Here is a 14,166-nt window from a genome sequence, read left to right as displayed (position 1 = left end):
CAACATTTAGATTTCTGCAACACTGAATGTTGCGCATAAAGCGCGACACGTAGGCAATAGGAACCAATCGTCAACAGATACTAATGAATTATAGTATTAATGGGTTTTCATTACGAGTAAAGAAACGTAATAACTACTCTGAGATTAGAGCCGTTGTATTCACCTTTCAACCAATAAAAAGAGGAACTATGAATTCGGGCTCTAAAATGAATGCTTAAATGAAAGTCAAAGCAGTATCTCTTGTTGAATGTTCCTGTGTTTCCAAAGTGGAACTTATTTTTGGTTTAGGCAAAGTAACTTCCTTATCTTTATTAGGAGACTTTTGCATCATTTTTAATTTTTTCTCAACTTCAGGTGGCAAAGCAAGGTCTGAAGAAACTGTTTTGTGATGAGGTACTTCCCCCTTTAAGGCTCCCATCATCATTCTAGGCGAATTAGATTGTGGTTGTTCCAAATGAGGATCCAATTTTGCCTCTAACTTCCGTGCTAAATTAGGATCTAAAATCCACATGGCATCGGCCAGAGCAGGGATACACATGTTTGGCTCATTATTTACCCACCAACCTAGATCAATCATTGCTTTGCGTATGTAGTCTGCTTTTTTGTTATTTTTATCAAGTGCAAAGCGCAATATAGTCTCCAGCGCTTTAGCTGGTTCTTTATAATTAATAGAAAGTTCTTTATTTGAATGCGACAATCCAAACCAAGAATCATTTAATTTTTCATGATATTTTTGTCTGAATTTTTTGCATAATTGCTCAGGACTTTGTTCTAATGGCGCTGCAATTTTATATTTACCTAAAATTTCTTTACTTTTATAAAATTCAGACATCAACAAGGCGTGCATCGTAGCAGTTGGATGTACATCATCCCAAAACATATGTTTAGAACCTGGAGATGTTCTTTCAGGAGTCATTGTATAGTCCGCTGAATCTTTATAAGCTTCTTTTAGTTTTTTGCGGTCAAAGTATTGAGCATATTCTGATTGTGGGTTATCGCGAACATCAGTATATATCTTAGTAAAGACAGAATTGATATTGAAAAAATCAATGGAACAGCTAGGGTATTTATCTTGTAATTCTTTGTATTTCTCTTCAAGCTGCGTATTAAAATATGCTGTTATTTCGTGAGCTTGGCCTTCTTTTGATGTCCCCTGAAAACGCGGGGTTAATGATAAATCAGGCAAATTACAAAGAACAATATTTTTATAACCTTGTTGAATCAATTTCTCAATGTTATCGATATTACTTTGTACTGCAAGATCCGCTGCTTCTTTTGTGGGTTCGGAGTTAACTGTGATTAAATCATTAGCGCCAGAAAATACAGTAATCAGTGTCTTTTCTTTATCCTCATAATCCTCTTGTTTCTCAATATCAGCTAAGAACTGATCTACCTGCTTTGATAAGTTGGATACAATTAAGCGGGTAAAAAATAGCTTTATCGAAGTAAACGGTGAAAGCAAGGAAAGAAAAAGCCCCTTCCAGCTGTAATCATAAGATGTTGCACCGCCCTGACTGTAATTTTTGAAGAACGTTTGCCCATTATATTGAGCAGTACGGCCATCATCGAGTGAGTAATATTCTTGAATGTATTTGCTGTAACGAGGATCAGTAATGACCTGATCAGATACATCATCAGAAGATTCTTGAAGAACAGGAGCTTTTAAAAGTCCCAATTTTTTATGAAGAGCGGTACGTTGGGACTTCGTTTTATGCCGGTACGCGATTGCAACATCAGCGATATCGGTATTATCGACTATATGCCCAGGATTTATCAGGTCCTCAGGGGCATCCTCTTGCCTTGTCGTAAATAGATGCCCTTCTTCTCGATCTTCTACGCGTTTCTTACGTTTCACTTCGTTTGATTCAGCTCTAACTTCATCCAAAGTATATCTTTTTCGTTTATAAGGTGATTGAGAAAGAACATCATCGCTGATATCTGCATTATTCAGATTATATTTTCCAAAACGATGTATTGAATCTTTTTTTATTTTGTCGTCATTAAGAAACTTGCTAATAAGAGTTGCTCTAAGCGAATCTGCCCACGTATAACCATTAGTAAAGCGCTCATGAGGAGACTTATCTAATCCTAATGCTTTGAGCCATAAGCTTTTTACCCATGAACCGAGAAAAGAAAACTTTTCTCCCATGTTTTTACCGTCAGAAAGGCTATCGCCAAATACAACAAAGTGGGTTATGGATTTTTTAGGCTCACGCTTGCTTACTGTCATATAAAATAAATACACTCTGGTCAATTATTGATATTTTATCGATCAATTATTAAGGCTTTATTAATCAAAGTGAGGTAGTAGAAAATTTTTTTCTTAAACCGTGTAAGAAAAAAGAAAACCGATACCCTAAAGATATTCCAGAGTAGAATAGAGTGTATTATTTATTTTTCTAATGCTCATTAAGAAATTATATATTAATATCTTGAGAGGTTATATTAATTTCATCTCCAGATTGTCTTGCAACAATAAGGGTATATTCGGGGACCTCAAGCCAGGTCGTTGTATCTTCAGTTAAAGGTTCAGAAGCAATAATGATGCTTTTTTTTGTAATGCCTTTTTTCATTTTGTATTCATTATCATACACCCCATAACTCTCACCATAGGTATACCACAAAGAATGATACTCCGAATGGGTGGAGGGAAATTCATCTGGCTCAGGCCATCCATAATCCAGAACAAATCGAGTGGACGCAATGAACTCTCCATCTGTTATAAAGAGATTAACGGGTGAATTGAATTTTATTTTTCTTTTTTGACGAACACGCTGAAGTATTTTTAAAGTTTCAAGAATCGCTTTAATAATATCTTCAGTTTGATAAACGCCTGTAGGACTTGGTAATTGGGACAAAAAAATAGAAAAAATCCATTCGCTATCCGTAGTTCCATAAATATATTTTTTATATTCAGGAGCGATGTATTCAAGTAAATCATAACGCATCATGTCAAAATTGCTTAACGACCCATTATGAGCAAGAACCACATTTGATCCTGGAAAAATGAAGGGATGCACATTTTGGGTGGAGATAATCTGTGATTCATGATAAGTAACTCCACGTAAATGAGCTAAAAAACAATAGGGTGTAATTTTAGAAGCAAGATTATGTAAATTGCTATCATAAAAAGGCAATTGAGGAGTTTTATATAAATAAGGAAATTTGGGATTATGCGAGGTATAATCCCAAGCAGCCATCCCAAATCCCGCCAGATTAAGTAAATGTGACATGTATTTTGGATTATAACTTTGTTTAATAAATGAATTATCTGGCTTATAGAGTAACTCTTCGACCACGATCGGTTTGCCAAGATAAGTCAATATTCTGCACATATTATTTTACCTATTGTAGTTTTCTATATTTAGTCTTATATCCAGTTTATAAATAGATTTCTTCAGTGCTGCCAGTGAGCCAAAAATTAAATCAAATAATTTATACCAAAGTTGAGGATGATTTTCTTGAATCAGTTGTAAAGCTGATTCAGATAACTTGCATAAAATAGTCTGTTCGCAGGTAATGTATGTAAAATTAAATAACTCTTTATTTTCAATACAACCAATACTGGCAAGTAACGTTCCAGGACCAATCACAGACAATTTAGCCAGTTTATCGTCTTTCATGATACATGATTGAATAGCACCATAGATAACCAGATAGCATAAGGCAGTTTTATCTCTTGCATTGATCAATTTACAATTTTTTGGCGCATCCAGGATAACGAAATGTTTCAGCAAAATCTCAATTTCATTTTTAGTAAATGATTTAAATAAAAATAGATCTTCTATTTGGCTCTTATCGATAATACTTTCGTTAAAAATAATTTTTTTAGGTTGATTTAATGAATAAATAATTCGTTCAAAAAATGACAAACTCGTCATATCAGAATCAGAAATAAATGAAGTAATCGTGTCATGTATTGTTTTTAAACGTTTACAACTCTGTTTTGCAATAACCTGTAATATTTTATATCTGGTTTCCGGAAATTCAGAAGAAAGCAATTCAAAGTAACTAAGAGGTATTAGTAAGCATTGAACCGTACTGGATGCTATAAACGATGTAGGACAAGGAGCATTCTCAATAAAACAAGTTACTGTTAAAAAATGACCTGGCTGTAGGGTTTCCATATTAGTCACCCCTTGGTTCATTATTTGCGCTGTTACAAGAACAGTACCTTCAAGGATAACATAGACACCGCCTGTTCTTTTTCCTTGACGAAAAATAGTTTCGCCGGATACGAATGAAGAAATTTTAGCATGCTTGGTTAAAAGCTCCAGCTCAGGCTGCTTCAGAAAACCACCCAAACTTTTTGCTAGAAGTTGAGTAAGGTTTAACTCATTTTCTTTTTCATTCAATTCCATCATCATATTATCCATCAATATCCCCTCAGTAAATGAGTTTTATTTGTTCATTTCTTCGGACCATATTTTGCATTGCTCTGCAACAACGTTTGGCAAAGTACCTACTTGCTTTAATATTTGTAATAATATAAAGGCATCATTCACCTTATTGATTACGTTATCAAATAATTGGTCAACATAGTCAGTATTTCCCAATTGACTTGTATATTTTTTGATTGTCTCAACTGTATTAGCTATATCGTTAATAATTAAATCACTCTTCATTGTATAAGGATTAATAAAACTACCTTCAAAACCATATCGACAAGCTTCAAATCGGTTATAATTGTAGAGATAATATAAATCATGGTTTACCTGAATGGGCCTTTCCTCCAATAAATACATTGCCAGTGCTTGCACATACGCAGTAATTAAAACCGTTTTTTTGATCGTCAATGGTGTATCAAAAACTCTAATTTCAACTGTACCAAACTCGGGTTTAGGCCTAATATCCCAATAAAAATCCTTCATGCTGTTTATAATATCTAGGTTACGCATTTTATAAAAATAATCCGAGAACTCATTCCAATTAATTAAATAAGGTATAACCCCACTTAAGGGAAATGCATTAAAACATACCGATCGAGATGAACAAAAATAGGTATTAACCCCTTGGTAAAAAGGGGATGAAGCGGATATTGCAATTAATTGGGGAACATATCGCGAGAGCGCATGAGTAAGATAAAGTGCATCATCGGAACTGCCACAGCCAATATGTATATGCTGACCAAATTCGGTAGCCATTTTGGATAAATAGCGATATTTTCTTAAAATATTTTTATATCTTAATGTTGGGAATATTTTTTGCATAGACCATGTTTGAAAAGGATGGCTTCCGCCACCGCAAATAGCGATCTCAAGACCAGAAGCCTGTGTTAACAAATAGGATTGCAATTCAAATAATTCTTGTAACATGGTTTTGGGTGATTGATGAATCGAAGTATTAATTTCAATCATACTTTGCGTTATCTCAGGTTTGATTCTAATTTGATACGGACCAGCTTTAATAGTTCTGATTAGCTCCTTGGCTTTAGAAGTGAGTGAACAGGAGTGGGGATCAATAAGTTGAAGTTCTAATTCAACACCAATTGATAGGACTGAGGACTTTTTAAATGGCAGTCTTCTCATAAAAATCTCCTTGAGAACTAAGCACTCCTTGAGTTAATTATAATCTAAATAAAATAGACTAGGTTTTTAAATTAGGGATACATATAAACTTAGAAAAAGTGAGTATCCTATGAATATAGGATAAAACAGACTGGGAAGAATCCTTTATTATCAGGGCATCCCTTGCATAAGCGTCCAATGACCTTGACTATCTGTGATTTATAGACCAAATTGACTATAAATTATTCAATAAAGGGATGCAATGGATATATTACAATGGCTCACTCAGCTTATCAGCTTCAATTCTATTTCCAATACTTCGAATTTAGAAATCATTGATGCAATTGATGCCTGGTTTAAACAACATGATATTCAGTCCCAAATTATACCTGGACCAGCAGAATCCAGAGTTAATTTATTTGCAACGATTCCCGCAAGTAATGGTCAAACACAAGGAGGTATTCTTCTTTCTGGTCATACTGATGTAGTCCCTGTAAGCGGGCAGATATGGAATACCGACCCTTTTGTAGCCACAAAGTTAGATAATAAAATTTATGGCCGTGGCACCTGTGATATGAAGGGGTTTCTTGCAGTTATTCTCGCTCTTGTGCCTGAATTTAAAAAATTAGAACTAGTGAAACCGATTCACTTTGCGTTTACTTGTGATGAAGAAATAGGTTGTGTTGGAGTGACGTATTTAATTGATTTTTTGAAAAAAAATAGTATTCAGCCAGAGGGTTGTATTGTTGGTGAACCTTCTAATATGCGACCAATAATAGGCGGAAAAGCTAGAAAACTGTATCATTGTCAGATACAGGGAAAAGCAGCTCATTCTTCTCTTGCTTTTGAAGGATGTAATGCAATTGAATATGGAAGTCGTTTAATTTCTTATATCAATTCAATCGCTTATTATGTAAAAGAAAATGGACCCTTTGATTATGATTTTGATTGTCCATTCAGTACTATAACCACCAATATTATCAGTGGTGGAATAGCAACGAATGTCATTCCTGAAGTTTGTGAATTTATTCTTGAGGTTCGTTATATCAATCAATTTCCTATTGTTAATTTTCGCAATCAAATTGAAAATTATATGAATAATGAACTCTTACCTGAGATGAGAAAAACCTATTCTGAAGCAACGATTTATTTTGATGAAACTTCTGATGCACCTGGATTTCATGCCGTTGAAAACTCATCGATTATGAGGATAGTTCGTGCAGTGACTGGAATAAAAGAACGCTTAAAAGTTTCTTATGGAACGGAAGCGGGCATCATTCAAAATGCGCATATACCTACTGTTATTTGTGGTCCTGGTGATATCAAGCAAGCCCATAATCCTAATGAATTTATAGCTATCGAACAACTTAATATAGGTGCAAAAGTAATTAAAAATGTGATTACTTTTTTCTGTGTTAATCCACAAAGTTTAGGCTCTATAAACAGATCCTAAATTTATTGGTTGCGAATTCGGTAAAAGTAACAATCCATATCCCGATAACGCCCCTTTTTATAATATTTCATTCCACATTTTTGCATAACCCGAAACGAAGCAGTATTATTTTTATCAGCATAGGCTATGATATAATCTGTATCTATATGTTCTTTTGCCCAGTTAAGAAGTGCCTTTAATATTTCTGTGGCATAGCCTTTATTCCAAAATTTTTGATGTAAAAGATACCCTACTTTTATCTCTCCAGTTTCTAATTGATTGAAATAGGACTCCCCTACAAATTCGTCAGTAAATCGCTTAAAAATAATCAGGCAAGGCAAATGCTTTTCCTTATAAATAGCCAAGCATTTATTAATACCATCCTTTATTTCTTTATCGCTTAAAAGACCTTCAGGAAAAAACTCTTTTACTTCGGGATCTCTTTCTATAAGTTTTAAATATTTGTCATCATCTTTTCTAATTAAGCGTATACCCAGATGTTTGGTTTTTATCAAATAGTTTTCCATAACATATCTGCCAATAATGTAGGATTACTGATAATTCTAGTCCACTTACTAACATTTCCCCAAAAATGAAGGTGAACCAACGTTCCATTTGACTTAAAAAGTAATGAAGGATAAGAAAGCCGATCTTTAATTGTTCTTTATTTAAAAATATCAACCAAGCTCCAATCTTATGTTACCATTTCACTTGTTACTATTTATTCAGGAGAAGGCTCATGGTTCAGCAAGACACTATACTTGCAGAAAGTGAAGACTTACGGCGTTCTTTGGGATTTTTAGCGAATACTTACCTCATTGCACCCACTGACTTTTCTTTATCGGAAAATTCCAGTCTGACTTTACTAAGCGATTTAGAAAATAATTTTAAAGCAATTTACAAGGCTAAAGCAGGACGTGTTTATTTAATCAGACCTGCTTATCAGAGTGATAAATTGAATAGCCAAGAAGTACTAAACTACTTTAAAGAGATAGGTATGAGAGTTAGTGGATAATATGAAGCTACTCTCTTATAAAGTTGACCTGTTTCTGGTTGTCTTTGATTAAAGAAAGTATGGCTATTAAATTTATCAGATAGTTTCGCGATTCTTATCATAGATTGCAACGCTTCTTCAGCTGTTAACTCTTCTCGTTTATATTTTTTATAATCATCAAATATAAGAGCAGCACCATTTGGTATTTTAATCACTTTACCGTCTTCCAACTGGCGTTTGTTTCCACCAAATAGACCTAATTTTCCATCCAATTTAATAATACCCTGGATAATATCATGAATTAAGGCATCAGCAGCTTTATTCCTCTCTTCAGATAAATTTTCAGCGGCTAATTTGACACGCCCACGTTCCAAATCCTCTTCTTGAGTTATATCCTCTTCAGCCATTTTCAGTGAGGTCCTTTTTTGTTTTTTAAAAGCAGTCTCCGTTTCAACCTTTTTTTCGATTTCCGGCGCTCTTGCCAAAGTTAACTCAATCACCTTAGGTGTTAACCATTCAAATTGAGTGGAACATTGCTTAATTTTCTCACTTAACTTTTTATCTGAAGTGATTCTTTGCCAAAGTTCCTGTGCAATGTCTTCAACACCAGGCCATCTATTTTTGCATTGATATTGATCTTGATTAGGTTGAAGCTCCATCAGAGCTCTTCCAATTTTTTTCAATTCATAAACTGTTGGATTTACAGGATCACAAACTTGACTCAATGTCATATGAAATTTTCTAAGAGGATCCGAGAGCTCGGAAAGTTTAATAGCACCTCTAATAGCTGGTAAGGTTATCGGATTTAATTTTTTATCTTCACTAACATAATAAAGAACCCATGCTTCAGTTTTATTTTTAGGCTTAATTAGCAAATAAGAATCAGACTGCAATTCTGAAGGTATTTCTTCAGCAATACACCAGCTGTTTTTTTTCTCTTTTAGTTCATTCGAATAATGATCCAAATTAAAAATACCAGTATGCTCAATATCAAAAGTTATCAGTTGAACTGCATTTTCCAGTCTTTTTTGAAAGCTCATGTTTTCTATCCCTGGTCTTTTAATGCTGGGAATCCAGCTGGCGTCATTTTTATTGTTATAAGGTACATAAAAATATTTTGGTTCCTCTGCACTCCCATCAATTAAATAACGTTGATCTTGTAATTCCCAATGAACCTCATCTAATTGACTTTTTTCGTTCAAGATTCTCATTTTTTTTAATTGATGAAACAAAAATCCTGGACCAGTTACCCCTAATGTTTTGGCGACTTTTTCCCCTTTGGTTTCCTTCATTGATGCATACTCATTATTGAATTCAAAGGAATCCTTTTCAATATAGGACTGCTCAATTGCATCAGCTAATTGCCGAATTATTTGATTTCCTTTGCTGCATAAAATAATATCATTGCAAAAAGCATTATTTGTTCCTTGAGACCAGGAAGATAATAAAAATCCAAAAGGAGCATGAATTTCATCTGGGAAAGGAGCAGAACATAAGATATCTGAATCTAAATAAATTCCTCCTTCTGCAGTTAGAATATTTAATCGTAACATATCACTTGCCATTCCATAATTAGGTGATTCCTGATCGAGTTCATGACGTATGCTGTCTCGGCATACTCCTTCTTCATTAATGTCTTTTACCGTGATGCCTTTGGCTTTCATTTCTTCAATAAAAAACTCAAGTTCTTTTGAAGGTGCTATTTTTTTATCAACCCAAATAATCGTTTCATATCCTGGGTTCTTCTCAGCCCATTCGGATACAGCCTGGATATTTTTTTGAGGCATGATGTGACCGACCCATATAAAATGGATTTTTTTGTCAATTTTTGTTTCTTCATTAGTCTGTAATAAATTTTCTGTATTCATATTCAATTCTCCAACCTAAATATGCTTATATTTTGCACACAAAGACTTAAGCCCAGGTGATGTCAAAGAGAATAAAATTCATAATACATTTCGGAAGAGAATGATTAATTAACGTGAGTTCAACAAAAATAAAGTAATTTTTTATCTCGAACTGTTCTTATTTAGAATGCTAAAATAGGAAGTTGATTAGGCTGCTTGCAGCAATCTGATCTTCATTACATCAATGAGCTGCATCATCCAATATAAGAAGCCGCTCATTTAAGTGGCTTCATGTGAATCAAAAAACTTTACTCATTTTCAAAGCATCTCTTTGAAATCAGTTATTTTTTTACCCACTTTCCTGCAGAGTTTTTTTCATATTCTTTTTTTACTGCGCTCCAGGCAACTGCATGAGCAGTCTCTTCTCTATCACGATTACCCTGCCTTTTATCAGGCTCATCATAGTGATCCCATGCATTATTATAAGCTTCCTTATAAATTTCTTGTGCATGTTTAGGCAAGTTATCCTTAACGCTATCAGGTAATTCATTGGTTTTTTTATATGGCATTCCGACTCTCCTTTCTTTCAATAAAAGTTTATGGCATGAAGAGCTATGGAATTAATAAGCAATCAAAAAATTTGTTTTGCCTACCAAACGGATTTCTAGGATATTTTTATAATGAATACCCCAAACATCCCCCTCCTCCATAGCAGATATCTCCTTTAAAAACTAAGTTAAAATAAATAACGATCATAATACAAGCTAAGGTAAGCCATAAGTCAAAATATTATCATCCGTGAAAACTTATAATTTTAGACAACCAATACTAGGGAATTTTCAGGTCCTTTAAGAGGTTAGCATGGATTTATCCTTGGTACTCTTCATTTTTTTATGATGAAAACGATTTTATCCAATATAAAATTCAATTTTGTTCTAAAATTAAACAATCACTGTATTATTTTTTAAAAGATAATGCTCATGTACCCCATAAATTAGGAGCTAAGGATGGCGCGCTCAATTTGGAAAGGTGATATTTCTTTTGGATTGGTCTCTATTCCAATTTCATTGGTCTCCACAGAAGAAAACAATGAAATACACTTTCATTTATTAAATTCCAAAACGAAAGCACGTGTACGCTATCAACGAGTAGACGAAGAAACAGGAAAAGAAGTGCCATGGAATGCCATTGTTAAAGGTTATGAATACGATAAAGGCAATTACATTATCGTCAATGAAGAAGCATTTGAAAAAGCAAGTCCGGATCTCTTTAAAACCATTGATATCGAAGAATTTGTGGATAGCAAAGAAATTGACAGTCTCTATTACACAAAGCCCTATTACTTAATTCCAGAAGGAAAAAATAAAAAAGCTTATGTGCTTTTACGTGAGGCTTTAAAAAAAACAAATAAAGTGGGTGTCGCTAAAACCATATTACATACCAAAGAATATTTGAGTATTATTCTTCCACATGACCATGCTCTCCTTTTATATCTTATTCATTTTAAAGATGAACTGCGCTCTGAAGAAGAGCTCAATGTTCCCAAAGAAAATATAAAAACCTATAAAATTTCAGACAAAGAAGTAACGATGGCGGTAAATTTAATCAACGATATGAGTACCACTTGGGAACCAGAAAAATATCATAATGAATACCGCGAAACGATGCAAAAATGGCTTGATGAACAAATTAAAGGCATAACACAACAAGGTAAAAAAGTAACTAAAACTGTTCGAAGTCATGATGCTGTGGTTGATTTTGTATCGCTTTTAAAAGAAAGCATGAAAAAGAAAAAATCGGGCAAATCTCCTGCACCTAAAAAAAGTGCTAAAAAATAAGGAAGTGTGCAATGGAGCTTAGTCAATATCATAAAAAAAGAAATTTTACCAAAACTTCTGAACCTAAAGGTAAGGTCACCAAAGAGAATCACCGCCTCTATGTGATTCAAAAACATGCAGCAAGCCATCTTCATTACGATTTTCGTCTTGAATTGCATGGTCTCTTAAAAAGCTGGGCAATTCCTAAAGGACCAAGTCTAGATCCCAAAATCAAACGTCTCGCCATACACGTGGAAGATCATCCTATTGAATATGGTTCATTCGAAGGCATTATTCCTAAAGGCCAGTACGGAGGAGGAACGGTGATGCTCTGGGATGAAGGAACATGGGAACCTTTGGATGATAATCCTTATGCAGCCTATGAAAAAGGACATTTGCGTTTTAAGCTTCATGCTCAAAAATTAAATGGTCGTTGGGATTTAATTCGATTTAAAGATGAAAAACACTGGTTTTTGATTAAATACGACGATAAATACGCTAAAGAAGAAAAAGACTATGATATCACGCGTACTTTAACGAAAAGTGTTAAATCAGACTATTCCATAGAGGAAATTGCAGAACATTACACCCATCTCTGGCAAAACTCCGAAGCCAAAGCAGTTAAATCCAAGAAATCGAAACAAAGAACTAAAGTAAAACCCACAATTGTCTTACCTGAAGGACTAAACAAAACTAACTTTCCTGAGTTTATTACGCCCCAACTCGCAACTTTAGTCGACAAACCACCAAAAGGAAGTCAATGGGCTCATGAAATTAAATTGGATGGTTATCGTATTTTAGCCTTTAAAAATGGTTCTGAAGTACTCTTGAAATCGCGAAATAATAAAGATTGGACTCATGAATTACAGCCTATTGCCGAAGCAGTAAATCAACTGCCTTTTGAGCAAATCGTTCTTGATGGAGAAGTAGTCGTATTAGATGCTAATGGACGTTCTGATTTTCAATTATTACAAAACTCCATTCAAAATAAAGAACAAGCTCACTTCATTTATTTTCTTTTTGATGTACTGTATTTTGAGGGTTATGATTTACGGGGACTCCCCTTGATTGAGCGCAAATCAATTTTAAAAAATATTCTAACTGCTAATATACCTCATCTTCATTACAGTGATCATATCATTAAAGAAGGGAAAGAGCTTTATGAATATTCTTGTAATTATGACTTAGAAGGAATTATTTCTAAGCGTGTGGATGGAACCTACCTTTCGAAACGAAGCAAAGATTGGTTAAAAATTAAATGCCTTAAACGACAAGAGTTTGTCATTGGAGGTTACACCTCCCCTAAAGAAGGACGCGCACATTTTGGCTCGCTCTTTCTAGGCGTATACAATAAAGAAGGTACATTGGATTACACTGGAAATGTGGGCACAGGTTTTAATACCCAATCATTAAATGAAATCAATCAACTACTATCGCAAAATAAAGCCAAAACCAATCCATTTACCAGCAATCCTCCTGGTTCAACTCAGGCCCATTGGCTAAAACCTCTTTTGGTCTGTGAAGTAGAATTTACGCAATGGACTAAAGACGGTCTTTTGCGCCATCCTAGTTTTAAGGGAATGCGATTAGATAAAAAAGCCATCGAAGTAGTTCGTGAATCTGAACTTCTCTTAGGAAAGACAAAAAAAGAGAAAGCTACACCAAAAATCAAGAAAAATTCTACATTTAAACTGACGCATCCTGATAAAATTCTTTATCCTGAAGATGGTATTAGCAAACAAGATCTGCTGAACTATTATGAAACAGTAAGTGATTATATTCTTCCTTATTTATCTCTAAGACCCTTAACCTTAGTGCGTTGTCCTTCGCATTACAACGAATGTTTTTATCAACGCCATTACACTAAAGCTACTGAAAAAGCACTTCATCCCATTGAAGATCCTACGGACGAAGAGCATGAACGCTATATTTATTTAAATGATAGGCAAGGGTTATTAAGTCTTGTCCAAATGGGTGTTTTAGAAATTCACCCTTGGGGCAGTACAATTAAGCATCTGGAACAGCCCGATATCATTATTATTGATTTAGATCCAGCTCCTGATGTGCATTGGTCTCATGTAGTTAAGGCTGCATTCGACATTCGCGACCATTTAGACCAATATAAGCTAAAATCGTTTGTAAAAAGTACTGGAGGTAAAGGACTTCACGTAGTCATTCCCATTTTACCTGAATACGAATGGGAGGAAGTAAAGCAATTTACCCATATTTTTGTCCAGTTTTTAGAGAAATTAAATCCTAAAAACTACATCAGCAAAATGACTAAATCAAAACGTGGCGGAAAAATTTTTGTGGATTATTTACGCAATCAACGTACAGCAACTGCCATAAGCCCCTATTCTACTCGAGCAAGACTTCATGCACCTATTGCAACTCCACTTTCATGGAATGAATTAAGTGATAATAAAGAGGAAAATAGTTATACCATAAAAACCCTTCCCAAACGATTAAAACAATTAAAAGAAGATCCTTGGAAGGATTTTTGGATGATCAAACAATCGTTAAGACTTGATGAGTTATAATCGATTTCCTAGACAACACAAGCTCCAGA

The 14,166-nt window shown here is 34.3% G+C and carries 11 protein-coding genes; 4 read left to right on the top strand and 7 right to left on the bottom strand.

The annotated features are described in order from the left end of the window. Positions 1–214: 214 nt before the first annotated feature. The 4 genes from Lgra_RS08030 to Lgra_RS08015 all read right to left on the bottom strand — a co-directional run bounded on the left by Lgra_RS08030 (position 215) and on the right by Lgra_RS08015 (position 5,528). Positions 215–2,230, bottom strand: a complete 2,016-nt coding sequence (locus Lgra_RS08030) for an SGNH/GDSL hydrolase family protein (RefSeq protein ID WP_058498752.1) — start codon at positions 2,228–2,230, stop codon at positions 215–217. Positions 2,231–2,417: 187 nt separating this feature from the next. Continuing rightward, positions 2,418–3,335: a class II glutamine amidotransferase gene (locus tag Lgra_RS08025; RefSeq protein WP_058498751.1), complete on the bottom strand. Its 918-nt coding sequence runs from the start codon at positions 3,333–3,335 to the stop codon at positions 2,418–2,420. A 6-nt stretch (positions 3,336–3,341) separates the two neighbouring features. Beyond that, a complete protein-coding gene (locus Lgra_RS08020) occupies positions 3,342–4,376 on the bottom strand; it encodes a cyclic nucleotide-binding domain-containing protein (protein ID WP_058498750.1) in 1,035 nt (344 codons plus the stop codon). A gap of 24 nt (positions 4,377–4,400) precedes the next feature. Beyond that, positions 4,401–5,528, bottom strand: coding sequence for a YbdK family carboxylate-amine ligase (locus Lgra_RS08015; RefSeq protein ID WP_058498749.1), 1,128 nt, complete (start codon positions 5,526–5,528; stop codon positions 4,401–4,403). Positions 5,529–5,769: 241 nt separating this feature from the next. On the opposite strand from Lgra_RS08015, the gene argE reads away from it, so the two are divergent. Continuing rightward, entirely contained in the window at positions 5,770–6,960 is a 1,191-nt protein-coding gene (argE, locus tag Lgra_RS08010) for an acetylornithine deacetylase (RefSeq protein WP_058498748.1), read from the top strand. A 2-nt stretch (positions 6,961–6,962) separates the two neighbouring features. Here the strand turns inward: argE and Lgra_RS08005 are convergent, their stop codons facing one another. Continuing rightward, entirely contained in the window at positions 6,963–7,466 is a 504-nt protein-coding gene (locus Lgra_RS08005) for a GNAT family N-acetyltransferase (RefSeq protein ID WP_058498747.1), read from the bottom strand. A 212-nt stretch (positions 7,467–7,678) separates the two neighbouring features. Here Lgra_RS08005 and Lgra_RS08000 point away from each other — a divergent pair, with 212 nt between their 5' ends. Continuing rightward, entirely contained in the window at positions 7,679–7,954 is a 276-nt protein-coding gene (locus Lgra_RS08000) for a hypothetical protein (RefSeq protein ID WP_058498746.1), read from the top strand. Here Lgra_RS08000 and Lgra_RS07995 read toward each other — a convergent pair. Both Lgra_RS07995 and Lgra_RS07990 read right to left on the bottom strand, forming a co-directional pair. Further along, positions 7,918–9,801: a glycosyltransferase family 32 protein gene (locus tag Lgra_RS07995; protein ID WP_058498745.1), complete on the bottom strand. Its 1,884-nt coding sequence runs from the start codon at positions 9,799–9,801 to the stop codon at positions 7,918–7,920. The two genes, Lgra_RS08000 and Lgra_RS07995, sit on opposite strands and share 37 nt — an antisense overlap. Positions 9,802–10,121: 320 nt before the next feature. Further along, complete coding sequence (locus Lgra_RS07990) at positions 10,122–10,349, bottom strand: ChaB family protein (protein WP_058498744.1); 228 nt, start codon at positions 10,347–10,349, stop codon at positions 10,122–10,124. A 438-nt stretch (positions 10,350–10,787) separates the two neighbouring features. On the opposite strand from Lgra_RS07990, the gene ku reads away from it, so the two are divergent. Together ku and ligD are read left to right on the top strand one after the other, a co-directional pair. Further along, a complete protein-coding gene (ku, locus tag Lgra_RS07985; protein ID WP_058498743.1) occupies positions 10,788–11,618 on the top strand; it encodes a non-homologous end joining protein Ku in 831 nt (276 codons plus the stop codon). A gap of 11 nt (positions 11,619–11,629) precedes the next feature. Next, entirely contained in the window at positions 11,630–14,137 is a 2,508-nt protein-coding gene (ligD, locus tag Lgra_RS07980; RefSeq protein ID WP_058498742.1) for a DNA ligase D, read from the top strand. Positions 14,138–14,166: the final 29 nt, after the last annotated feature.

It is taken from the genome of Legionella gratiana, from assembly GCF_001467695.1.
GTDB lineage: Bacteria > Pseudomonadota > Gammaproteobacteria > Legionellales > Legionellaceae > Legionella > Legionella gratiana.
Note: the sequence above shows the minus strand (reverse complement) of the source record. Positions and strands in the feature narration are given on the sequence as shown.